This window comes from Sphingomonas sp. Ell38C01 (assembly GCF_055231975.1).
The window spans coordinates 1-23,073 of record NZ_JBUYVA010000001.1; the positions used below are offsets into that span (position 1 = coordinate 1).

At 63.1% G+C, this 23,073-nt stretch carries 18 protein-coding genes and 1 pseudogene; 10 read left to right on the forward strand and 9 right to left on the reverse strand.

Annotated elements, in window-relative coordinates; all coding sequences use genetic code 11:
* Nucleotides 1–126 precede the first annotated feature (126 nt).
* The 4 genes from ACV7NO_RS00005 to ACV7NO_RS00020 all read left to right on the forward strand — a co-directional run bounded on the left by ACV7NO_RS00005 (nt 127) and on the right by ACV7NO_RS00020 (nt 3,676).
* Nucleotides 127–651, forward strand: a complete 525-nt coding sequence (locus ACV7NO_RS00005; RefSeq protein ID WP_463403988.1) for a DUF3489 domain-containing protein — start codon at nt 127–129, stop codon at nt 649–651.
* Entirely contained in the window at nt 648–1,076 is a 429-nt protein-coding gene (locus ACV7NO_RS00010) for a DUF2924 domain-containing protein (protein WP_463403989.1), read from the forward strand. The genes ACV7NO_RS00005 and ACV7NO_RS00010 overlap by 4 nt, the downstream gene beginning before the upstream one ends.
* On the forward strand, nt 1,073–2,731 hold the full coding sequence (locus tag ACV7NO_RS00015) for a recombinase family protein (protein ID WP_463403990.1): 1,659 nt from the start codon (nt 1,073–1,075) through the stop codon (nt 2,729–2,731). The genes ACV7NO_RS00010 and ACV7NO_RS00015 overlap by 4 nt, the downstream gene beginning before the upstream one ends.
* A gap of 111 nt (nt 2,732–2,842) precedes the next feature.
* The gene (locus ACV7NO_RS00020; RefSeq protein ID WP_463403991.1) at nt 2,843–3,676 is read left to right on the forward strand and encodes a DUF5694 domain-containing protein; all 834 of its coding nucleotides are present in this window, start codon (nt 2,843–2,845) and stop codon (nt 3,674–3,676) included.
* Between the two features lie 80 nt (nt 3,677–3,756).
* Here the strand turns inward: ACV7NO_RS00020 and ACV7NO_RS00025 are convergent, their stop codons facing one another.
* Nucleotides 3,757–4,416 (reverse strand): UPF0149 family protein, encoded by a 660-nt coding sequence (locus ACV7NO_RS00025; protein ID WP_463403992.1) that lies wholly within the window; start codon nt 4,414–4,416, stop codon nt 3,757–3,759.
* The gene (locus tag ACV7NO_RS00030; RefSeq protein WP_463403993.1) at nt 4,413–4,610 is read right to left on the reverse strand and encodes a hypothetical protein; all 198 of its coding nucleotides are present in this window, start codon (nt 4,608–4,610) and stop codon (nt 4,413–4,415) included. Before ACV7NO_RS00030 ends, ACV7NO_RS00025 begins: the two co-directional genes overlap by 4 nt.
* Before the next feature lie 352 nt (nt 4,611–4,962).
* Here ACV7NO_RS00030 and ACV7NO_RS00035 point away from each other — a divergent pair, with 352 nt between their 5' ends.
* Entirely contained in the window at nt 4,963–5,199 is a 237-nt protein-coding gene (locus ACV7NO_RS00035; protein ID WP_463403994.1) for an excalibur calcium-binding domain-containing protein, read from the forward strand.
* A gap of 104 nt (nt 5,200–5,303) precedes the next feature.
* Here ACV7NO_RS00035 and ACV7NO_RS00040 read toward each other — a convergent pair.
* The 7 genes and pseudogenes from ACV7NO_RS00040 to ACV7NO_RS00070 all read right to left on the reverse strand — a co-directional run.
* Nucleotides 5,304–6,475, reverse strand: a protein-coding gene (locus ACV7NO_RS00040) for an IS3 family transposase (RefSeq protein ID WP_463403995.1) whose coding sequence is annotated in 2 segments (ribosomal slippage) — nt 5,304–6,211 and nt 6,211–6,475 — 1,173 coding nt in all. Because the reading frame shifts where the segments join, the coding sequence is not laid out codon by codon here.
* Nucleotides 6,476–6,920: 445 nt separating this feature from the next.
* Entirely contained in the window at nt 6,921–7,643 is a 723-nt protein-coding gene (locus tag ACV7NO_RS00045) for an IS6 family transposase (RefSeq protein ID WP_463403996.1), read from the reverse strand.
* 182 nt (nt 7,644–7,825) lie between these two features.
* Nucleotides 7,826–10,135 (reverse strand): RHS repeat domain-containing protein, encoded by a 2,310-nt coding sequence (locus tag ACV7NO_RS00050; protein WP_463403997.1) that lies wholly within the window; start codon nt 10,133–10,135, stop codon nt 7,826–7,828.
* 891 nt (nt 10,136–11,026) lie between these two features.
* Nucleotides 11,027–13,696: an RHS repeat-associated core domain-containing protein gene (locus ACV7NO_RS00055; protein ID WP_463403998.1), complete on the reverse strand. Its 2,670-nt coding sequence runs from the start codon at nt 13,694–13,696 to the stop codon at nt 11,027–11,029.
* The gene (locus ACV7NO_RS00060) at nt 13,681–13,881 is read right to left on the reverse strand and encodes a hypothetical protein (RefSeq protein WP_463403999.1); all 201 of its coding nucleotides are present in this window, start codon (nt 13,879–13,881) and stop codon (nt 13,681–13,683) included. The genes ACV7NO_RS00055 and ACV7NO_RS00060 overlap by 16 nt, the downstream gene beginning before the upstream one ends.
* A gap of 30 nt (nt 13,882–13,911) precedes the next feature.
* Entirely contained in the window at nt 13,912–14,970 is a 1,059-nt protein-coding gene (locus ACV7NO_RS00065) for a hypothetical protein (RefSeq protein ID WP_463404000.1), read from the reverse strand.
* A 416-nt stretch (nt 14,971–15,386) separates the two neighbouring features.
* A pseudogene (locus tag ACV7NO_RS00070) lies at nt 15,387–15,578 on the reverse strand (DDE-type integrase/transposase/recombinase); the annotation flags it as partial.
* Between the two features lie 275 nt (nt 15,579–15,853).
* Between ACV7NO_RS00070 and ACV7NO_RS00075 the strand changes: the two are divergent.
* From ACV7NO_RS00075 to ACV7NO_RS00095, 5 genes are all read left to right on the forward strand, one after another.
* Nucleotides 15,854–16,378 (forward strand): DUF3489 domain-containing protein, encoded by a 525-nt coding sequence (locus ACV7NO_RS00075; protein ID WP_463404001.1) that lies wholly within the window; start codon nt 15,854–15,856, stop codon nt 16,376–16,378.
* Nucleotides 16,375–16,803, forward strand: coding sequence for a DUF2924 domain-containing protein (locus ACV7NO_RS00080; RefSeq protein ID WP_463404002.1), 429 nt, complete (start codon nt 16,375–16,377; stop codon nt 16,801–16,803). The genes ACV7NO_RS00075 and ACV7NO_RS00080 overlap by 4 nt, the downstream gene beginning before the upstream one ends.
* A complete protein-coding gene (locus ACV7NO_RS00085) occupies nt 16,800–18,485 on the forward strand; it encodes a recombinase family protein (protein WP_463404003.1) in 1,686 nt (561 codons plus the stop codon). Before ACV7NO_RS00080 ends, ACV7NO_RS00085 begins: the two co-directional genes overlap by 4 nt.
* Nucleotides 18,486–18,990: 505 nt before the next feature.
* Nucleotides 18,991–20,817, forward strand: coding sequence for a DUF885 domain-containing protein (locus ACV7NO_RS00090; RefSeq protein WP_463404004.1), 1,827 nt, complete (start codon nt 18,991–18,993; stop codon nt 20,815–20,817).
* A gap of 311 nt (nt 20,818–21,128) precedes the next feature.
* Nucleotides 21,129–22,907, forward strand: coding sequence for a pentapeptide repeat-containing protein (locus ACV7NO_RS00095; protein WP_463404005.1), 1,779 nt, complete (start codon nt 21,129–21,131; stop codon nt 22,905–22,907).
* Nucleotides 22,908–23,073 lie beyond the last annotated feature (166 nt).

Below are 23,073 nucleotides of genomic sequence, written 5' to 3' on the forward strand. Positions count from 1 at the left end.
AGAGCGACAGCACAGCGCGACTCGCCGGGTGGTGGACAAGCCCGGCGCAGCCCTGATCGGCGCGACCGACGGGGCTCTGGGTGGTGGGGGCAGCACTGACGCTGCCCCGGTCGAAAGGACACCACCATGCCCAGGCTCAGCGACACCCAGTCGATCCTGCTCGCCCATGCTGCCCAGCGCGATGACGGCAGCCTGCTTCCCCTGCCCGATACGCTCTCGTCGAGCGGCGCGGGGGTGGCCAAGTCCATTACCGCGCTCGTCAAGCACGGCCTAGCCCAGGAGCGCGAGACCAGCGACGCGGCCTGTGTCCGGCGTACCGATGGCGATTTGCGCTACGGGGTGTTCGTCACCACCGCAGGACTGGCCGCGATCGGGATCGTCGAGGACGACGCAACGAGCGCTGTAGTAGAGAGGGCAGTTGCCCCCTCTATGCCCCCTGCGGTTGTCCCAGCACGCGCCACCAAGACCGCCACAGTCGTCGCGCTGCTGTCGCGCGATGGCGGCGCCACGCTCGCCGAGCTCATCGAGGCGACCGGCTGGCTGCCGCACACCACGCGCGCGGCGCTGACCGGGTTGCGCAAGAAGGGTCACGTCATCGTCCGCACGACGCGCGACGGCGCCACCTGCTACACCATCGGTGCGGTCGCATGAGCAGCGTCGCGGAGCAGGTCGCAGGGTTGGAGGCGATGTCCTCCTTCGCGCTACGCGAGCGCTGGATCCGGATGACGGGGACGCCGTTGCCGCGCGTCAGCCCTGCGCTGCTGCGGCTCGCGCTCGCCTGGGAGATCCAGGCGCGTGCACTCGGCGGGGTGACGCGCGCGACGACCCGGACGCTCGACCAGCTGGCGCGCGGCACGACGAAGACCACGCCGGCCCGCGCGGGCATGCGGCTGGTGCGCGAGTGGCAAGGGCGCGTCCATATCGTGATGGTAGGGGAGGATCAGGTCGTCCGCTGGGAGGGCCGCAGCTACCGCTCGCTGAGCGAAGTCGCGCGCGCGATCACGGGCACGCGCTGGTCGGGACCCGCCTTCTTCGGGCTGAAGACGAAGACCATGGCGGCGAGGACCGCGGCATGACCCCGGTGCGCTGTGCGATCTACACCCGCAAGTCGAGCGAGGAGGGTCTCGAGCAGGACTTCAACTCGCTCGATGCGCAGCGTGAGGCCTGTGCCGCCTACATCCTCTCACAGGCCAGCGAAGGCTGGACGCTTACCCCCGAGCGCTATGACGATGGCGGCATCTCGGGCGGCACGCTCGCGCGCCCTGCCCTCCAGCGGCTGCTCGCCGATGTCGCGGCCAGGCGGCTCGACATCATCGTCGTCTACAAGGTCGACCGGCTGACCCGCTCGCTGCTCGACTTCTCCAGGCTCGTCGAAACATTCGATGCGGCGGGGACCAGCTTCGTGTCGGTCACCCAGTCGTTCAACACCACGACCAGCATGGGCCGCCTCACTCTCAACATGCTGCTGTCGTTCGCGCAGTTCGAGCGCGAGGTCACCGCCGAGCGGATCCGCGACAAGATCGCCGCCTCCAAGGCGCGCGGCATGTGGATGGGCGGCACCCCGCCGCTCGGCTACACCCCCGACGGGCGCAGCCTGCAGATCGTCGAGCCGCATGCCGCCATCGTGCGCGATGTCTATCGGCGCTACCTGACGCTCGGCAATGTCCGCCTCGTCACGCAAGCCCTCGAGCGTGACGGCGTGCGCGCGCCGCCGCGCACGACAAAGACCGGGCGCCCCTTCGGCGACGTCGTCTTCAGCCGCGGCCAGATCCACGCGATGCTCAAATGCCCGACCTATGTCGGCGAGATCCACCATCAGGGGAAGGTCCATGCCGCGCTCCACGCCCCCATCATCGACCGGACGACATGGGACGCGGTACAGGCCAGGCTTGCCGACAACACGCAAGGCACGCGTAGCCGAGCCGGCGTTCTCCCCAACATCAGCCTGTTCGCCGGGCGCGTCGTCGATGCAGACGGCGCGCCGCTGATCGCGACGCATGCCAGCAAGCAGGGGCGGCGCTACCGCTATTATGTCAGTCGCGCGCTCCAGACCGGGGATGTCACCACAGGCCTGCGCATTCCCGCGAACGAGCTCGAGACCGCGGTCACCCAGCGGGTCGCGGATCTGTTCGCCGATGGGTTCGTGCTGGCGTCGATGCCGTGGCTACGCGTCGCACCCGGCGACTTCAGCCGTGTCATCGCCAGCGCAACCGACATCGCCGCAGGCGAGACCCGCAGCGTCCGCGCCACCGCAGGGGCTCTCGTCACCTGGTTGCGCATCCACGACAGCGGGATCGAGATCGACTGCGCGACCGCGGCGATTGCCGCCGTGCTCGATGTCCCGCTGGCCGACGATGCGCCTGCCACCTTTCAGCTCACGCTCGACACCCGCCTCACCCGCTCTGGGCACGTCATGCGGCTCGTCCAGGACAATGGCGCCACCCTGACCACCGCCGCCAGCCCCTCGCTCGTCCGGCTCGTGGTCAAGGCACGGCGCTGGTGGAGCATCTTGCGCGAGGGTGAGGTCGGTACCGCCGCGCTCGCCGAGCGCGAAGGCATCCAGCCCTCCTACCTCACGCGCGTGCTCCGCCTCGCCTTCCTCTCCCCGGCCGTGCTCGATGCCGTGCTCGCGGGCACGCTGCGGCACGGGGTCGACGGGACGGCGCTCATCGCGACTGGTGCGATCGCACCGCTGTGGGCGGAGCAGACGCGCGTGATGCTGCCGCGATAGGAGGCGCATAAATCAACATCGCGAACAAAAGGCCAGGTAGCGAAGCCAACGCCGCTGGACTGGGTTGTAACTTGGTGTATTGTTCAAACAACACACATTGCGGGAGGTTCGATGTCTGTCCTTATGATGGTCGCAGCTGCGGCGGCTGCGGTGACCCCGCAACCCGCGCCGATTCAGGTGATGGTGCTCGGAACCTATCATTTCGGCAATCCCGGGCAGGATAAGGTCAACGTCAAGGTCGACGATGTTACTGTCCCCCGGCGCCAGCGCGAGCTAGAGGCGCTTGCGGATGCGATCGCGACATTCCGTCCGACGAAAGTGATGGTCGAGGCCCAGCGCCCCGGCCCTACCTACGACGTGACCGACTTCGCCACCTTCACCCCGTCGGTGCTTCGCCGCGACCGCGACGAAACGACGCAGATCGGCTATCGCATCGCCGCGCGGATGGGGCTGAAAAGCGTCCAGGGCATCGACGAGCAACCGAGCAAGGGGGAGCCGGACTACTTCCCGTTCGGCCGCGTCGAAGCCTATGCCAAGGCTCATGGCGAGGAAGCGCGGCTGGCCGGCGCGCTCGCGACGGTGCAGTCGGCCGCCAGCCGGTTCGAGGCCGAGCAGGCGACGACCAGCATTCCCCGGATGCTGATCCGGTATAACGACCCCTCCACCCCGATGGGCGGCCAGGACCTGTACTACGCGCTCCTCCACTTCGGCGACGGGGAAGACCAGCCGGGCGCGGACCTGAATGCCATGTGGTATCTGCGAAACGCCAAGATCTTCTCCAAGCTCGTCAACGTCGCGACGCCGGGAGACCGCATTCTGGTCGTCTATGGGGCCGGGCACGGATATTGGCTGCGGCACTTCGCGGCCACGACCCCGGGATATCGATCGGTGGACGCGAGGCCGTATCTGCAGGCGGCTGCCGACCGGCTTGGCGCCGCGCGGTGACCGCGCTGTGTTAGCGGCGTGCGGGGCGCTGCGGCTGGCGGAGGCGACCATGCGATCCACCAGGCCGTCACCCCACCAGATCAGCCGCAGCAGCGCTTGTGCTTCTTCCCCGATCCGCAAGGGCATGGGTCGTTGCGGCCGACCTTCGACACCGTCGCTGGCGATGCAGGATCCGCCGGCGTGTCGGTGACGCCAGCGCGCGCCGCGTACAGGAGCTGGACGGCGTCCACCACCTCGGCCGCCGCACGGTCCTGGAGCGCGTTGATCGCGACGCTGTCGAGGTCGCTCTCGTCGCGGACCACTGCGATCAGCGTTATCAGCCGTGCCCATGGTGCGGCGCTGTCCGGATCGTCGACCAGTCCATCCCATTCTTCGGGACGCAACGCGACCGCCTCTGCGAAGCCGTCGATCCAATAGTCCCAGAGGAGTTCGCCATCGCGCTCGTCGACATCGAAGATCGGCTGAAGCTTGCCGCGGGCGAGATCGCGCGCGATCTCGTCGCGCCGTGCCGCCACCGCGGCGGCGAACCATTGCACATCCTGCGGATCCTCGAATGGCGGTATGCCGTCCGTCTCCGGTCCCCACACGACCGTCATCCACTCGGCCGGCGAAATCGGCGCCGGGCAGACCAGCAATCCGGTGAGGAAGCCGTCGAGTTCGGTGAGCAGCATGGGCTCCTCGACGGGCAGGTCCGCGAGCGCGCCGTCAAGGCGACGGAAACGCGAGGGAAGCCGCTTCACAGGCTGAGGCCGCGGCGGCGCATCTCGACAGCGGCCATTTCGCGCAACGGCGTCGGCTCGCCCGAGGCGAAGATGTCGGCGAGGTCGAGCAGATCCTCGTCGTCCAGCGCCACCACCGACGCCTCCACAGCGGCGAGGCGCGCGAGTGCCCGCTCGGTTTCGGCAGCCAGCCGCCTCGTTCTCGTCTTCAGCATGCGCGACCGCTAGCAGGATCGATCCGGAATTGGCAGCGCTTGGTCTCATCAATAGCTGGCTGGGAGATGTGGGACGCAGACATCACTACAAGCCAAACGACCCAGTCTTGGTCGTTCACAGGTGAATAATCGCCGGAAGCCGACTCCCGTTCATAGCGTATGTCACCGCCTCGGTTGTGCGTGCGGAAACGCTGTTAGCCTTTCGGCAACCCAAGCATGCATAGACTGACCCTATGGGTGAGGGATATCCTAAGTTCCGTCAGGCTCGGCGTCACGGTGGTCCGCACCGGCCAGGTCGTTGGGCTCGGCGCGCGCGCCAGCGTGAGAGCTTTGCCGTTCAGGTTATTTCCGGTTGTATCCTTGCAGCGACAACGAGCTGGACGCTTGCGCGCAGCTGATCAGCCATTGGCGCACGTCTTCAACGTCGCCCGTCGAGATCGAGGTCGTTGAACGCTCCATCTACTATCAGGGTTGTGATCAGGCCCGCGCCGCTGGAGTCGCACCGATCTATCGTGGATCACCAGGATACCGCGAGGGCATGGATGGCGATGGTGACGGTATCGCGTGTGAGCCATATCGCGGGATGTGAGAGTCAGATTTCGAACGGCTGCTCCGAACAGGATTCGCCGACCCAGTACCGGTCATTTCGCCGCTTTCGCTGAGCAGCCCCCACCGGGTGGTCCGGTTCAATAGTTAGTGCATCGTCGTCTCCGCCGCCATTGCCGGTCGGAGGTGGAGCGAAGCGGAACCGGAGGCCGGCAATGGCGGTGTCGCCGCTTCCGGGGCTGGTGGCCGGTAGCCGAGGCTGCTGTGCGGACGGACAGTGTTATAGTGGCGCCGCCAGGCCTCGATCAGCACTTTGGCCTCGGCAAGGCTGTAGAAGATCTCGCCGTTGAGCAGCTCGTCACGAAGCGAGCCGTTGAAGCTCTCGTTGTAGCCATTCTCCCACGGCGAGCCAGGCGTGATGTAGAGCGTCTTTACCCCGATCTGCTCCAGCCATTTCTGGACGGCGGTGGCGATGAATTCGCTGCCGTTATCCGACCTGATATGCGCAGGCGGTCCCCGGTCGATGAACAGCTCGGCCAAGGCCGCCAACACGTCTTCGTGGCGCAGCTGGCGGGCGACCACCAGCGCCAGGCATTCCCTGCTCGCCTCGTCGATGATGGTCAGGATGCGGAACTTGCGGCCGTCGTGCGTCCGCGCTTCGACGAAGTCGTAGGCCCACACGTGTCCTGGATACTCCGGTCTCAGGCGGATGCATGAGCCATCATTCAACCACAGCCGGCCGCGTTTTGGCTGCCGCTGCGGCACCTTCAGGCCCTCACGTCGCCAGATCCGCTCCACCCGTTTGTGGTTCACCGACCAGCCGGCTGCGTGCAGCAGTGCTGTCACCCGGCGGTAGCCGTAGCGTCCGTACTGCTTGGCCAGCTCGACGATATCCTCGGTCAACGCCTGCTCGTCATCTGCCCCGCACGGCACCTTGCGCTGCGTCGACCGGTGCTGCCCGAGCACGCGGCACACGCGTCGCTCGGATACCTCCAGCACCTCCCGCACATGGTCGATGCACCGCCGGCGCCGTGCGGGGCTCAGAAGTTTCCCCGCGCCGCCTCCTGCAGGATCAGCTTGTCCAGCGTCAGGTCCGAGATCGCACGGCGCAGCCGCAGGTTCTCCTTCTCCAGATCCTTCATCCGCCGCGCCTGATCCGTCTTCAGGCCACCGTATTCCTTGCGCCATCGATAGTAGGTCTGCTCGCTAACCGCGATACGCCGGCACGCCTCGGCGGTCGTGCCGCCCTGGCCCAGCATGATCTCCACTTCGCGCAGCTTGCCGATGATCTCCTCGGGCTTGTGCTTCTTCGCAGGCATTCCTCGTCCCTTCCTTGGTCCAGACTGTCATAGTCGATGGACCACTCAGAAGGGGGCAGCTCATCGCGTGCTCCCCAGCTTGGGACACTCGTTCAGGCCCTCTCTATAGGCATATTGCGGTATTCCCTGGTGAGCGTCGCCCCCGCGTGGCACACGAATGCAGATCGAAGAACAAGGGGTTATAAATGCGCGTCGGTGCCTGCCTGGTCGCTCTCCTCCTCACCACCACAGCCGCCGCCGCGCAGACGCCCGGCACCGCCTACCACCGCGCGCCCGACGCCATCGCGAAAGCGCTTGAGACGTCGCCAACCCCGGGTGTCGCGGTTAGCCCCGATCACCGGACCCTCGCGGTCCTCGACCGCGAGAACCTGCCGTCGATTGGGTGCTGTCAGTCTAATGCGAACCGCTCTCCACAGGATGCGCTTCTGGCTTTGGGGACAGCAGCCTAGCTCGCGAGGATTTGCCACTCGGCCAAGGCGGCTGAGCGGCGTTGCTTGTAGGTCTGTCGGTCGACGAGATGGCGTTCCAGGCTGAAATGGTTGTGGACGTTGGCATGTACCGAGGCGAACTTCTGTAGCGTCTTCATCCGCCGGAAACGCTGCATCGCTCGTTCCCTTCGTCGGAACGGCAGGTGAGAGTTCTCGACCCGGTTGTTCGCCCAGCGACCCACCTCCTGCTTGTCGGCGTTGCCCAGATCCTTCATCGCGGCACGGTACGATCGAAGGCCGTCGGTGGTGACCTTGTTGGGCGATCCGTGGCGCTTGAGCGCCTTCTTCATGAAGGTGAGCGCTGCGTCCTTGTCACGGGTCTTCGTGATGTAGCTCTCGAGGATCTCGCCTTCATGGTCGACCGCTCGCCAGAGGTACACCATCTCGCCGTTCAGCTTCACGTACATCTCGTCCATGTGCCAGCGCCAGTGACGAAAGCCCTGCATCCGACTGACCCGCTGGCGGCGGATGTCGCTTGCAAACATCGGCCCGAACCTGTTCCACCACATCCGTACCGTCTCATGGCAGATGTCGATCCCGCGCTCGAACAGCAGGTCTTCCACGTTCCTGAGCGACAGCGGGAAACGGACGTACATCAGCACGACCAGCCGGATCACCTCGGGCGACGAGTTGAAACGGCGGAACGGGCTAGACGGTAGCGCCCTTGATTTTCGGCTCATTAACGGCGGGTATCACCCCTCCTTCCCGCCTGCCACGTTGGTCTGACAGTGCCCACCAACCGGATCACCTCCGGCGACGAGTTAAAGTACCGAAACGGACTGGCGGGCTTGCGCGGGCGGGGCATTCGCAGCCCCTACCCGCCCTCCCCCTAACGACCGGTGCATTTGGTCTGACAGTGCCTTCACGGACAGTTCGTGAGGCCCGCACGCGGCAACGTGGCGGCGATGCGATTGCCCCAATCGTCATAGGCGAAACAGGATCTGCGCGTCGCGCCGTCGGCAGTGACCGTCTGCCCCCGGAGCGTTCGTTTTGCGTCGGCGGAGTATTCACTGCCGCTGACGACGCTTCGCGAGCCGTCAATCGCTTCCGTGACGGTGGTCGGCAAAACGACATTTGTGCCAAGGGCACCGGCGAATGCATTATACTGATAGTTCGTCGTCGGACGCTGTCCATCGGGGGCCGCAGGCAGTTTCTTCTCGCTTGGCAGCCCGGTGGCCGGATTCCAGCTGTAATACGTCACCGCATTCCGCGCGTCGGTGTGTGTACTTACTCTGTTGCAGGTCAGCTGATTGACACAGTCCGACATGCCGATGCCCGCCCCCTCGACATAGGTCAGGGTTTCACTGAGATCCGCGAGGTTGCTACCGGGCTTGGCACTGACCGTTCGCGAGACGACATTGCCCCGAAGGTCATATTCATACGTCACCTTGCCGCCCTCCGGCTGGGTTTCCGTGCGAATCGACCCGAACACGTCGTAGGTCGATGACCAGATGTTGTTTAGGCCGTTTTTGACAGCAACCGGCTGGAAATGGTTTTCAGTGCTGTCGTCGTAGTCATACTGCGTAATATCGCCATTCCCCGCATCGACTTTCATCGACGACACATATTCCGCCCACTGCGAGGTTCCGTATTTTTCCTCGATCCATTGCGAGCGGACGGTGGGTGTGTAAGCGATCGTCTGCCCGCCGGCCAGCGAGATTTGGGAAACCCGATCGTAATAGACGGGGGTGCGTATCGGATAATCCGGTTGTCCGGGGAGAATGGTCGGCCAGTAGTAACCGCGTTCCGCGGCGGCATAGCTGACACGCACCGCTGGAGCAGACTGCCCGGGCAATGTGACGGTGAGCTCCGGCGAGTAAGCGTAGCTCGTCATGTTGCCGAGCAAGTCCGTGAACCCCGTCAAGCGCGCGGCACTGCCCCAGGGTGACGCGGAGCCGTCGCTGGAATAGGCATACTGGGTCGTCCCCAGCGGTGTTGACGCGCCAGGCGCAAATGCGGCAACCGACTGCAAAAGTGCCCGCGTCTGATCGACATTCTTGCTAGGCGTGCACTGCAGGCCATTGAACGCGGCACCGCACGAGCCACCCTCGCCAACCGAGGGGTCGACGTAGCGAAACTCCAGCCTAAATCCGCGATTATTGGTGACCTTTTTCAGCCGCCAGTCATAGACCGGCTGCGAACCTGTAGGTGCCCAACCGTCCGATCGGGTGTAATAGGCCGGGCGGTTGGTCGTCCGACATTCGTTTTGCCCCTGATAGTTCTGATGGCACTCCGAACTGGAACCTTCGTTCTGGGTAGCGTAAACCTGATACCCCGCGCTGCTGCCAGGCGAAGTGTAGTTCGAGGGATGACTGAAATACTCCTCGTACTCAAAATCCGCGCGGTCGCCGTTCGGCGCGACCCAGCGCATCAGCACCTCGCAATTGCCCGCATCGTTGCAATACGTCCGTCCGCTTTGCCGGGTCGGGCTGCCGAAATAGAGCTTCGTTCCGTCCGCCAGCTCGAGCAACGATCCGCGAAAAAACGTGGTATCGGGCCCGATCCGTGCACCATCGCGCTGGGTGCTGACCGCCCGGCCAGACGCGCAGCCCTGAAACGCCCAACGCCGCAATCCGACGCGGACATAGGACATCGCATAATTCTTTCCGCCAAACGACGCGAGACCGACATCGGTACGTCCGTCCAAGTTGTGCGTCGCGCCGCGTCCGAACGGATAATAGGCAGGCGCGCCGGCGGCGAACCGCGGTAGCCCGTTGTTCGATACGCTGTCTTCGCCGGAACTGAAGCTCCGGTTGAGAGCGAGCGATGCAGGAAAGTCGCCACTACCCAGCGTGATGTCATCGTTGCTGAAGCTGAACGCGCCAGTCTTGGTATCGACTGATCCCAGCCGCTCGTCCGACACGGTCGCGATCGGGCGGGACAAGTTGCGCTCACGCGGAGTAAAGCTCTCGCTGGCCGCGCTGCCGCCTGTCGCCTGCTGGGTCGAATCCAGACACTGGTCGACGGGCAACTCCGCTTGTGCGACGCTAGGCAGAACGGCCACCGAACAAAGGACCGTTCCGAGCGACAGGCCGAAGCGTATAAAGCCGCGCGAGATCGGCCAACGGCGACCCGACGGCTTTGCGATTTTGAGTTCCGCGATGTCAAACGGCAAAGCGTCGGACTGTGCGATCGAAGAGGTCGCGCGAACCCACAACTGGCGATTATGCATATGCTTTACTCCAGATAATGTGCGATTGGATTGATGGGTAATGCCGCTCAGGGAGCGGGCATCACGGAAGGGGCATTCGTCCCCGTGCCGCTGACCGCGGAGTTCACGCCGGCAAAGCTCGACACCCCCCGCTGCTCGGCAACGGGTGAAAAGCCAGGGTCACGGCTTGACTGAAGTCGATGCTCGACGGAGCGAACTAGTTAAGATCGGTATTCGAGAAGGCGACATTGACGTTATTGGCCGAGTAGTGGGTTCGCACCACCCACTCCTCGCAGAGCGCGACGTGCGATTGGGTCATTCCGCGCCTAGAGTCGTTCAAGGCAAACACCGTCAATGCGCGTCGGTGTATGTCGCGGTCAGTCGCGCCAGGACCGGCGCGTCACCTATACCAACAGCCGCGCCGACCTCACCGAGGCTCTCGATTGCGTGACGGCAGCCAGAACGGCGTGATCGATGCAGTGATGGCGCAATCTGGCCGAAAGCAAGCTACCATCGCCCTTCCACCTTCAGCTCAAAGCTTAAGCGCAGCTCTTGCAATTCGATTGAAGCATCGAGATAGATCACTTTCCATGCAAGCGGCGCGGTACTCCTTTATCACAACTAGTTCCCCATTCTTCAGCCCACTGAATACCACCGTTGCCGATATACGAGATTGGCTACCTTCTTGTTTGGACGAGACATTCGGAATTATCATAGTTATTGTGCCTGGAGACCGACGAGCCTCTCGAAACTGGCTCATCGTTCCAAGCCTTGCCCGCAACCCCGCAACAACGCTCTGCGTAAGGCCGTCGTCTCCAGCGGAAGCCACTTCGAACGGCACAGGATCGGTATGGCGAGGTGATGTCGTGGCGCAGCCCGCCGCAAGCAAGATAGCTAAATTAGCCGCGATTTTTATGAGCATATCGTAGAACTCCCCTTTACTGTGCACCTTTTCGTGGAGAAATTTCGCCGGGATTCTTCAAACTGTGAGTTGTTGAGCTGGGTTCCTTGGCGCGATGTCATGATGTTACTGTTCGTATACCCGGGCGCCGGCGAGCTTGCCCCGCGACTACCATCTGCATTGGCCGAACCCTCAACATATCTGTCTTTGATGCCTACAAAATGCAGAGTGTCGTGGGCACTCGCTGATGTATAATCACTATTTGACGAGTTTATATGGCCGACATTGCCTCCCAGTTTATTAATTCCCTCTCCCGCAGTTTGGTAGGATTTTCGGTCTTCACCCGGGCTAATGTCTAGAGAATTGGTTCCTTTTCCTCCCGGAGATGAAAGAATTACAACATCAATCTTGTAATTCTCATTCGGAATTTTCAGGCTTTCGACACGCCTCTCAATATTTGCAATTGCTTCAGACGTGGCCCCAGCTCCATGATAATATACTGGTATTCTCAATGTCGTTTGACCGGTACTCTTGTTGTAAACCCACTGACCGTCGCGCCCCGTCGAGTCATACTTATTCACTGGATCGTTTGCGACATAGGCATATAGATTGATTTGATCGTCATATCCGACCGGGTCGGTCTGCATGAACCGCCCAAGCGCCGGAGAATAAACCCGCGCCTTGTAGTGGTACAACCCGATCTCGGGCAGCCACGCCTGCCCGGTATACTGGAACCGGCCCGCATTGCCGCTGCCGGGTACGCCATACTCGTCGTAGGTGTTCACCCCGACCAGCCCGCCCGACGGCCCCGTCGACCGCGCGATCACCGAGCCCTGATGGTCCGCGTGATACCAGCGCGCGCCGATCCCGCGCTCGTACGACAGGATCGGATCGTCCTCGCCGGGACCATGCACGTACGACGCCGCCAGCCCGCCCGCGTCATACTCCGCCGCCAGTTGGTCCCCGTCGTATAGGAACTGCGTCCAGCCCCGGCCGCTCCCCGGCGTCACCTGGAACAGGCGTCCCAGCGGATCATAGTCCAGCCGCGCCCCCGTGGACGTCAGGACCAGACGGTTCTCCGCATCATAGGCATATGCCGTCACCCCGTTCGCGATCAGGTTCCCCGTCGCGTCGTAGAGATGGCCGAGACCACCCACCTCCTCATACTGGTTCTGCCCGTTCACCCGGTAACCCTGTGTCCCCGGCGCGCCGGGTGACCGGACATACGCGTCGTTCGACCGCGACACCGATGCGATCTGGCCCGCCGCGTTATAGCCATAGCCCAGCGTCACCCCGCCGCCGCCGATCGTCTCCACCTGCTGCGATAGGCGGCCCAGCGGGTCGTATTGCCACGCCGTCCCGCTCCCGAAGAGATGCGTGACGTTCGACTTCAGCCCGCGCGCGTTGTAGCCCCAGGATGACAGCACCGCTCCCGTCCAGTCCTCGGTCAGCGTCGACAGACGGTCGGCGCCGTCATAGCCATAGCTCCACGAGCCCCCCGGCGCGCTCACCTGTCGGCGGTTGCCGTCGGCATCATATTGCGACGCGATCGTGCGGACCGTGCCCGCGAGACTGGTCGTCGACGACGACACCGCCCCGAACCCGTCATAGTCGGTCGTCACGCCCTCGCCGCCGGGCCAGTCGAACCGCGCGAACGTCTGCAGCCCGCGCAGGTCATAGCCATAATAGACGTCGCGCAGCGCCGCGTTCGGCGGCGGTCCGCCGATCTGGTTGGGCGCGGGACCGTCGGGGATGATCTTCGACGTCATCCGATTGAGCGCGTCGAACCCATAGGTCAGCGTCCGTCCATCGCGGCGACGCCACGACGTCCGATTGCCCGAGGCGTCGTAGCCATAGGCCTCATAATCGTTGCCATCGACCTGACCCGAAATGGTCTTCGACGGGAAATACCAGCGTTCCAGGCGGTCGTGCCCGTCATAGGTCATCGTCGAGAAGTTGCCGTTCGCATCGGTCACCCGCTCGCGCTTGCCATTGGGGGTGTAGCGATAGACGACAAAATCCTGCCGGAGCGGCGTCCCGACGCCTTTCTCTACCAGCGTCAACTGGCCCGCAGCGTCATAGCTGTTGCGCATGATCCGGTCGGGATTGTCGCTTCCCGCGCGCCCCTGGCCCTGCGTGCAGGCATCGGAACCGGCGCCGAACTGCGACGGCTCCATCCGCACCGTTGTGCAACCGAGCAGCCCCTGATTGTTGTAGCCGAACTGCGTCAGCGTCCGCGTCACCCCGTCGCTGCCCGTCGTCCGCTCCGCGATCTTGCGGCCGAGCACGTCATAGTCGGTATCAATGCGGCTATTGACGGTGAAGCCGGACCAGTTTGCCGGCGCGATCGCAGAGGGCTGCCAGCCGTACAACTCTCCCGTTTCCACCGAGACTAGCCGGCCCGCGGTGTTATAGGTGTTGCGAACCGCCTGATGGCCGAGCGGGCCCTCGCCATCGGGATCGGGCGCGATCGTCCCGGTCACGCGGCGCATGCTGTCGTAGCGCGTCGCATAGGTGAAGTCCGATGCGGACGCCTGGGCACCGGCCACAGCCGGCACCAGGAGCGACGCGACGGTCAGCCCCAACGACAGTTTGAACCATGAAATCCTGCTCATCAGCCTGTTCCCCTTCTGGCCGATCATGATGGAAGGCGCGGCGCGCCCGCTCAGTTCGCCGGGCATGCCGGCTCGTCGTTTAGCAGCCGCACCGGCGTGGCCGCGCGGACACAGCTCCGCGTATCGCTGGCCACCCAAGCATCGCGCTGTACGTAGAAATAGCGTTCGGCCATCTGCGCCTGACTTGGGGCACAGGTGATGAATGTCGTCAGCGCAGCCGCGCCGACGATCCTTGGCATGGTGCCAAACATCGTGAAATCTCCCGAAGATCGTGTGTGGGTTTACTGAGCCTCGACCGAGACGGCATCGATGCCGCTGGCCGCGTCCGCGCTCGCCGGCGTCGCCGCGAAGACGATCTGCGCGCTCGACGAGGATGCGGTGAAATAGCCGGTCACATAGGTCGCGAATGCCGCGCCCGGTGTCTGGTCGAAGAGCGAGACTCCTGCGACATTTACCTTCACCGCGTTAGGGTCATAGCCCGGCCGCGCGACCGCCTTGAAGCGCACCCGATAGGCATGCCCCGCGACCAGCCCGTCGACCGTCTGTGCAAACGATCCATACGCCCCACCCGGCGACGCCTGGAGAAACGCCACTTGCGCGCCATCGGTCGTCGTTGGAAACGCGAACGCGCTGCCATTCGCCGCAAGCCCCGAAATACTCGAGAACACCACGCCCGGTGCCGACGGTCCGTACAAATAGGAACCTTGCGTATCAGGTGACTCGAACGACGCGTTCGCGACGGTGGGGACGGGCACCACCACGCCCGCTTCCTCGACCGAGACGCCATCGATCCCCGATGCCGAATCGATGCCGGACGGCGCGCCAGCAAAGGTGATCGTCGCGGACGAAGACGAGGCGACGAACGCCGCGCTGCGATATGCCTGGAACACCCCCGGCGGTGCGATCGTCAGCAGCGTCGTTCCGCCCACGCTCACGCTGACGCTGTTCTGCGCATGGTTGGGCGGCTTGACCGCGCTGAATGCCACTACATAGCTGCGTCCGGGGACGAGCCCCGACACAGGCTGGTCGATGCGCCCGGCATTGCCGTCGCTCGGGCTCTGGAGAAACGCAACCTGGCTCCCTGCCGGTGCAGGCGGAAAGCTCCACCCGCTCCCATTCCCCGCGATCCCCGACCAGGGGTTGAAGGTCACCCCGCTATTCTGCGGGGAATATTGGAAGGTGTTGCCGAGCGGAGGCGTCTCGAACGACGCATTGGTGACCACCGGCGTCCCCTGGCTGGTCGAACTGGCCGACGTCACGGCCTGACGATTGCCGGCCGCATCGTAACTATAGGTCGATTGAAGGTTGGCTGCCGGTCCATCGACATGCGCGGTCCGCACCAATCGTCCCAACACATCGTAACGATAGGAGACGGTTTCGTTGGCTGAAGCCGGACCAGCCCACACCAAAACCAACAACGCCCCTTGTAATCTTCGCTGATCTCGCGCCCAGTGCATAGCGATCTCCAGTTCCGCCGCTCAAACCCTGCACCGGAGATCTGCCTCATTTTCCAACATTACAATGTTCTTTTTTTGTTCTTTATGCCGCCCTCGGTTTTGTCACAGGCCCGAACCCGCGATACCCTACGTCAATGTCTCGCGGCCAACATTCGAGATATCCGAAATGCGACGCCGGTGCTGTCAGTCTAACTCGAACTGCCCTTCACAGGATGCACCTCGTGCTTTGGCGCAGGGGCTTGGCTTACGAGCATTTGCCACTCAGCCAGCGCAGCTGAGCGGCGATCCTTATAGGTCTGTCAGTCCGCGAGGTGGCGTTCCAAGCTGACGTGGTTGTGGACGTTGCCGAGCACCGAGGCGAATGTCTGTAGCGTCTTCATCCGCCCGAACCTGAGCATCGCTTGCTCTCTTCGTCGAAACGGCTGGTGGGAGTTCTCCACCCGGTTGTTGGCCCAGCGACTGACCTCCTGCTTGTCGGGGTTGCCCATACGCCACATGGGGCATGACACCGTCGATGCTTCATCGCTGAAATGGGCCCACGACTAACCGTCAGATGTCGCCCCGAGAATTTGTCCACGCCGCCTAGCCTGCGCGGGTTTCGTGAGGTTCAAGATAAGGCGCTCGACTTCGCAGCGCACCGGAGCGACAGCACAGCGCGACTCGCCGGGCGGTGGACAAGCCCCGGCGCAGCCCTGATCGGCGCGACCGACGGGGCTCTGGGTGGTGGAGGCGGCACTGACGCTGCCCCGGTCGAAAGGACACCAATATGCCCAGGCTCAGCGACACCCAGTCGATCCTGCTCGCCCATGCTGCCCAGCGCGATAGCGGCAGCCTGCTCCCCCTGCCCGATACGCTCTCGTCGAGCGGCGCGGGGGTGGCCAAGTCCATCACCGCGCTCGTCAAGCACGGCCTCGCCCAGGAGCGCGAGACCAGCGATGCGACCTGTGTCCGGCGTGCCGATGGCGACCTGCGCTACGGGGTGTTCGTCACCACCGCCGGACTGACCGCGATCGGGATCGTCGAGGACGACGCAACGAGCACTGTAGTAGAGAGGGCAGTTGCCCCCTCTATGCCCCCTGCGGTTGTCCCAGCACGCGCCACCAAGACCGCCACAGTCGTCGCGCTGCTCGCGCGCGAGGGCGGCGCCACGCTCGCCGAGCTCATCGCAGCGACCGGCTGGCTGCCGCACACCACGCGCGCGGCGCTGACCGGATTGCGCAAGAAGGGTCACGTCATCGTCCGTGGGACACGTGACGGCGCCACCTGCTACACCATCGGTGCGGTCGCATGAGCAGCGTCGCGGAGCAGGTCGCAGGGTTGGAGGCGATGTCCTCCTTCGCGCTACGCGAGCGCTGGATCCGGATGACGGGGACGCCGTTGCCGCGCGTCAGCCCTGCGCTGCTGCGGCTCGCACTCGCCTGGGAGATCCAGGCGCGTGCCCATGGCGGGGTGTCGCGTACCACGACCCGCACGCTCGACCAGCTGGCGCGCGGTTCTACTCGTACCACGCCGGCGCGCGCGGGCATGCGGCTGGTGCGCGAGTGGCAGGGGCGCGTCCATGTCGTGATGGTAGGGGAGGATCAGGTCGTCCGCTGGGAGGGCCGCAGCTACCGCTCGCTGAGCGAAGTCGCGCGCGCGATCACGGGCACGCGCTGGTCGGGGCCCGCCTTCTTCGGGCTGAAGACGAAGGCCGCGGCTGCGAGGACCGCGGCATGACCCCGGTGCGCTGTGCGATCTACACCCGCAAGTCGAGCGAGGAGGGTCTCGAGCAGGACTTCAACTCGCTCGATGCGCAGCGTGAGGCCTGTGCCGCCTACATTCTCTCACAGGCCAGCGAAGGCTGGACGCTTACCCCTGAGCGCTATGACGATGGCGGCATCTCGGGCGGCACGCTCGCGCGCCCTGCCCTCCAGCGGCTGCTCGCCGATGTCGCGGCCAGGCGGCTCGACATCATCGTCGTCTACAAGGTCGACCGGCTGACCCGCTCGCTGCTCGACTTCTCCAGGCTCGTCGAAACATTCGATGCGGCGGGCACCAGCTTCGTGTCGGTCACCCAGTCGTTCAATACCACCACCAGCATGGGACGCCTCACACTCAACATGCTGCTGTCGTTCGCGCAGTTCGAGCGCGAGGTCACCGCCGAGCGCATCCGCGACAAGATCGCCGCCTCCAAGGCGCGCGGCATGTGGATGGGCGGCACCCCGCCGCTCGGCTACGCTCCCGACGGACGCAGCCTCGAGATCGTAGAGCCGCATGCCGCCATCGTGCGCGATGTCTATGCGCGCTACCTGACGCTCGGCAATGTCCGCCTCGTCACGCAAGCCCTCGAGCGTGACGGCGTGCGCGCGCCGCCGCGCACGACAAAGACCGGGCGCGCCTTCGGCGACGTCGTCTTCAGCCGCGGCCAGATCCACGCGATGCTCAAATGCCCGACCTATGTCGGCGAGATCCACCATCAGGGAAAGGTTCATGCCGCGCTCCACGCCCCCATCATCGACCGGGCGACATGGGACGCGGTGCAGGCCAAGCTTGCCGACAACACGCAAGGCACGCGCAGCCGAGCCGGCGTTCTTCCAAATGTCAGCCTGTTCGCCGGGCGGGTCGTCGATGCAGACGGCGCGCCGCTCATCGCGACGCATGCCAGCAAGCAGGGTCGGCGCTATCGCTACTATGTCAGCCACGCGCTCCAGACCGGGGATATCACCACGGGCCTGCGCATTCCCGCGAACGAGCTCGAGACCGCGGTGACCCAGCGGGTCGCGGATCTGTTCGCCGATGGGTTCGTGCTGGCGTCGATGCCGTGGCTGCGCGTCGCACCGGGCGACCTCAACCGTGTCATCGCAAGCGCGACCGATATCGCCGCAGGCGAGACCCGCAGCGTCCGCGCCACCGCGGGGGCTCTCGTCACCTGGTTGCGCATCCACGACAGCGGGATCGAAATCGACTGCGCGACCGCGGCAATTGCCGCCGTGCTCGACGTCCCGCTGGCTGACGATGCGCCTGCCACTTTCCAACTCGCGCTCGACACCCGCCTCACCCGCTCGGGGCACGTCATGCGGCTCGTTCAGGACAATGGCGCCACCCTGACCAGCGCCGCCAGCCCCTCGCTCGTCCGGCTCGTGGTCAAGGCACGGCGCTGGTGGAGCATCTTGCGCGAGGGTGAGATCGGGACCGCCGCGCTCGCCGAACGTGAAGGCGTCCAGCCCTCCTACCTCACCCGCGTGCTGCGCCTCGCCTTCCTCTCCCCGGCCGTGCTCGACGCCATCCTCGCGGGCACGCTGCGCCACGGGGTCGACGGAATGTCGCTCATCGCTACCGGTGCGATCGCGCCGCTGTGGTCGGATCAGAAATGCGCGTTGTTGCCAAGTCAAACCCAGGACCGCTTTGCGCGATTTTGACCCACAAGTGGACGCTCAGCCTGCTCTTCCCGCTTCCGAACTTCGGACGCTCATTCATCATCCACTATGCGCGGTTTTCTGCGCCGGCTTCCATCCGGGACTGTCGCAATCTGGTGTAGGGTGCCCTGTCCGGCTTAGGGCGGCGATGGGCGTCTGCCGACGTCCCGATCGTCGTAGTTCGTGCTTTTAAGTATCATCCGTCGGGCGGCGGCAATACCCGGCAGAATTCAAGCGCCGGTCAGCAACGCCGAGATCACCTGCTCGTTGACGAACCGTGATCTGGCGAGGCTCGCTTTGGTCAGCTTCAGCCAATCTGCCTCGATATCGTGACCGATTGGGAGTACCTCCCGCAGCAGCTACAGATCTGATGGTTCGTCAGTGACGATTATGACCTGTCTGGACCTCGACCGCACGAGGGAGGTCCGTATAAACAATCGTGTCCGGCTTAGTCACCTTCAAGACGCCGGAGAGCAACCGAAGATCTGGACTCGCCTAGGAGTATTCGATGCGTCTTGCCTTCGCCCTCATGATTTTTCCCCTGACCCCGCTGATGCAGGCGAGCGCGCCAATGCCGCTTCAGGCCGCTCCAGCGGCAGCCGCCACCCAGGCCCAGGACGCCGCGCTGCTGCAATTCCTCGACCGCGCATATGACGAGCAGCTGGCGCTCAGCCCGGAGAGCCAGACGCAGCTCGGCTTCAAGACCAACTACGGCAAGCTCGACGATTACACCGATGCCGCCGCCGTGCGAGCGCGGGCGCTGGCCGAGCGGCAGTTGAAGGCGATGCGAGCTCAGTTCCGGCCCGAGCAACTGGGGGATAGCGCGCGGGTTAGTTATCGCCTGTTCGAATATCAGGTCGAGCGCGAGGGCGAGTCCTTCCGGTTTCGCAATCTGCGTTTCCCCGTGTCGACCAACGGCAGTCCGGCGGGCAAGATCCCTGTGCTGCTGATCAACAACCACAAGGTCGACAGCGTCGCTGATGCCGAGGCTTACATCTCCCGCCTGCGCGATACCGAGCGCGTGATGCGCGAGGTCGCTGCGACGATGCGGGCGCAAGCGGCTGCGGGAATCATCCCCAACAAGGTTAATTTCGCTCCTGCGCGCGCCGATGCGAAGGCGGTGATCACGGGCGTGCCGTTCGACGATGGCCCCGATTCCACCGTCATGGCTGATTTCCGCAAGAAGGTGAGCGCGTTAAAAGTGCCCGAGGCGACTAAGGCGAAGCTTCTGGCTGACGCCAGCGCAGCGCTGACCGGGCCCTTCCGCCGCGGCTACGACAAGCTTTTCGCGGCGCTGGATGCGATCGAGCCGCTGTCCAAGGGCAATTTCGGCGCGTGGAGCCTTCCGAACGGCGCAGCCTATTATGCGGACCGGCTGAAAGATTCGACGACGACCGACCTGACCGCCGACCAGATCCATGAACTCGGCCTGCGTCAGGTCGCGGCGATCCGTCAGGAGATGGAGGCGATCAAGCGGGAGGTCGGCTTCACCGGCACGCTGGAGCAGTTCTTCGACACCATCCGTACCGATCCCAAATTCAAATATCCGAACACCATTGCCGGCCGCGAGCAGTATCTGGCGGATGCCCGTGCAGTGATCGCGTCGGTGATGGTCGCCGCCCCGCGCTATTTCCGTGTCCTGCCCAAGGCACCATTGGAAGTGCGCGCGGTTGAGAAGTGGCGCGAAGGCACTGCTTCGACCGCATTCTACAATCCGCCCTCCGCCGATGGATCGAGGCCGGGGATCTATTACGTCAATTTGGTCGACATGAACCAAACGCAGAAGGTGCAGGTCGCCGCCATTGCCGCGCATGAGGGCGCTCCGGGCCATCATTTCCAGAAGGCGCGTCAGCAGGAGATGACCGGCATCCCCAAGTTTCGCAAATTTGGCTTCTACGGTGCCTATATCGAGGGATGGGGCCTGTATTCGGAGCGGCTGGCGAATGAAATGGGCGGGTACAAGGACCCCTATGCGCGGTTCGGCATGCTGTCGCTTCAGGTCTGGCGCGCAATTCGGCTGGTGCTCGACACTGGGATTCATTCCAAGCGGTGGACGCGCGAACAGGCCGTCAGCTATTTTAAGGCGAACAGCTCGGTGTCGGAAAAGGACATCGGGCGGGAAGTCGACCGGTATTTCAACTGGCCGGGCCAGGCGACCAGCTACATGGTCGGGCAGCTCAAGATCGCCGAGCTGCGCAAGCGGGCGGAACAGGAGCTCGGCCCCAAATTTGACATCCGCGACTTTCACGAAGCGGTGCTGAGCCAAGGCGCTCTGCCGCTCGCGGTGCTGGAGGAGCAGGTCAACCGCTACATCGCGGAAACAAAAGCAAAATAGGGCGGAGGCGTACCGAAGCCCACCTCCACTCGGCCAATAGGCGAAATATTGCTGTCGCTCGCATTTTAAGCCCACCTGTCGCGGCGTAATCGCGGCAGGTGGACCCATCATTGGTCATTCACGTTGCCCGCAACGCTTCCAGAAAGCGGCCGCTTGTTAAGGTAAGAAAACCTGCTGTGTGAGCAATTCCTGCGAGCCACGAACCTGCTAAGTGAAGAGCTGCCAGGTTCGTCAGAGCTTGACGGCAGGCGGCGCGTGTAGTGATGTCCATACCATGGGAAACGGAGCAGATCTGGGGTGTCGGCCGGTCGATGGATGAAGAAATCTCCGGTTGGTGGGCCGAGTGGCGAAAAGCTGACTATTCGTGGGGAGCACTCAACAGTCACCACCGGGTACCGAAGGGCGCCGAAGCCGCCCAAGGCATTTCCCTCGCAGATTATTGGCGCCGCGCACCGGACGGCTCTGTCAGAACAGACGATGATCTCTGGGATCAGGGAGAATTATGGTCTGTCGACGGATCCCGAGAAGGCAATGGGGTCTGGCACATTGCTCATGTGCCCCCTTTGCTTGAGGATGGGACGGTAACTTGGAAATCCGACGTCGACGACGAGCGATCGCTCTTGCTCCGACAAATTGTGAAAATGCGGATCGCGTCCGGAGTCGCGACCGAGGGAAAACCGAGAAAGGAACTGCTATCCGACGGATCTTTGCGGTTCTATTGGGAGCCCAGAGCACTGGACGGTCGAGCAATATTGGATGGATGCATCCTCAATGAACTCCCTCTGCCTGATGATCTGAAGGAGCCGCTGTTTGCAGTCGGTCGGCAGATGGCGCTCATTGCATCAGTTGATCTTAGCGGACGGACGTTTGGCGCTGCATTTTCTATTGAAGATAGCCTGTTCTTAAGCGATGTATCACTCGTAACATGCTCCAACGTAGGAGCCGCCATCTTCGCCGGCAACATATATGCCGGTTCTTTTACGCTGCACCGCTCGATATTTGAGCACACTCTTTATCTCGCGCATAACATTTTTCGCGGCCCTTTCGATGCCTCGAATTTGCAATGCCGCCACGAAGCAGATTTCACACGATCTCGCTTCCATGCGGAGGCGAGCTTCAAAGATAGTCGATTTGTTAAGACCGCTACTTTTTCCTTGATAGTTTTTTCTCGGCAAGCGAACTTCGAAAATGTTATTTTTGAAGACAGGCTTTCCTATCAAAAGGTTACTGTTCAAGGTTGCCTCACGTTCTCTGGATCGACTATCGATGGAGTGTCTGCTTTTGATGGATTGATACTTGATATTGAGCGGCCAGAGTATTGGTTTTCAGCTTTCGATCGGACTCGATTCGGTGGGTCTGTGGATTTTAGAGGCCTCGACCACTGTTTCATTGCAGCATTCGACGGTGCGCGCATCGAACGGGGCGCGCGCTTCGACAATGTTTTGGAAGCGACGGTTGAGCCATTGATAAGTCAAACCATTCAACTCGCTGAATGTGCTGCCAAGGCAGACCTATCATCGCCACGAGATCAAGCGGGTACAGAAGAGGTTTCATATATAAAAAGGCGCGACTTTAGGCTTCGGCAGGCTGAAAACGGGTGTAGAGCGCTTAAGCAGCTTCGCAGCCAGACCGATGATCGATTTGAGGCAATGCTTTTAACGCGGTTCGAACTTACCATTCGCCGAGCGCAGTCTGACATTGGGGGCGCAGAAAAGCTTGTATCGCGTTTATATGATTGGACAAGCGGGTACGGTGTGTCGTTGCGGAAACCTCTAGCATGGCTAGCCGGGTTGATTGTCGTTATGATGCTAGCTTTTAGCGCAATTATCTCTGATGCATCAGCTCTTCTGAGCTTCTCACCAGCAACTTTCCAATTAGATCGGGCAACAGAGTCCACGACCCTCGCTTTGGGCAACATATTTCTACCATTTGGGTCCTGGGCACTAAAGACAATGCCGGAGCGCTTCGCGTCACTTGGCGCGCCAATGTTATTGCTAATCAGGATCCTCTCTACGATCGAGTCTTTTATAGGTGTAATCTTACTGTTTTTGCTCGGGTTGGCGATCCGAAAGCGTTTCCATGTCCAGTGATGCTAGCCAGCACCGAGGTCGCCGCAACGACCCACTTCCCGCCATTCAGCGGCGTTGTTGCGCTTCCCAACTTCGCCCGTTCGTTCATGTGAATTGGTCAAGCCCCGAGGAGCCGCGGAGGCCGGCGCGGAACGACGTGAAGTGGGAATGAACAGTCACTCGCAGT

Bases quoted from the DNA above. Each gene is read 5' to 3' on its own strand.
- ACV7NO_RS00060 (WP_463403999.1), bottom strand. From the start codon at position 13,881: ATGTTTGGCACCATGCCAAGGATCGTCGGCGCGGCTGCGCTGACGACA.
- ACV7NO_RS00080 (WP_463404002.1), top strand. From the start codon at position 16,375: ATGAGCAGCGTCGCGGAGCAGGTCGCAGGGTTGGAGGCGATGTCCTCC.
- ACV7NO_RS00085 (WP_463404003.1), top strand. From the start codon at position 16,800: ATGACCCCGGTGCGCTGTGCGATCTACACCCGCAAGTCGAGCGAGGAG.
- ACV7NO_RS00090 (WP_463404004.1), top strand. From the start codon at position 18,991: ATGCGTCTTGCCTTCGCCCTCATGATTTTTCCCCTGACCCCGCTGATG.
- ACV7NO_RS00055 (WP_463403998.1), bottom strand. From the start codon at position 13,696: ATGCCCGGCGAACTGAGCGGGCGCGCCGCGCCTTCCATCATGATCGGC.
- ACV7NO_RS00095 (WP_463404005.1), top strand. From the start codon at position 21,129: ATGGATGAAGAAATCTCCGGTTGGTGGGCCGAGTGGCGAAAAGCTGAC.
- ACV7NO_RS00030 (WP_463403993.1), bottom strand. From the start codon at position 4,610: ATGCTGAAGACGAGAACGAGGCGGCTGGCTGCCGAAACCGAGCGGGCA.
- ACV7NO_RS00075 (WP_463404001.1), top strand. From the start codon at position 15,854: ATGCCCAGGCTCAGCGACACCCAGTCGATCCTGCTCGCCCATGCTGCC.
- ACV7NO_RS00045 (WP_463403996.1), bottom strand. From the start codon at position 7,643: ATGAGCCGAAAATCAAGGGCGCTACCGTCTAGCCCGTTCCGCCGTTTC.
- ACV7NO_RS00015 (WP_463403990.1), top strand. From the start codon at position 1,073: ATGACCCCGGTGCGCTGTGCGATCTACACCCGCAAGTCGAGCGAGGAG.
- ACV7NO_RS00050 (WP_463403997.1), bottom strand. From the start codon at position 10,135: ATGCATAATCGCCAGTTGTGGGTTCGCGCGACCTCTTCGATCGCACAG.
- ACV7NO_RS00005 (WP_463403988.1), top strand. From the start codon at position 127: ATGCCCAGGCTCAGCGACACCCAGTCGATCCTGCTCGCCCATGCTGCC.
- ACV7NO_RS00010 (WP_463403989.1), top strand. From the start codon at position 648: ATGAGCAGCGTCGCGGAGCAGGTCGCAGGGTTGGAGGCGATGTCCTCC.
- ACV7NO_RS00020 (WP_463403991.1), top strand. From the start codon at position 2,843: ATGTCTGTCCTTATGATGGTCGCAGCTGCGGCGGCTGCGGTGACCCCG.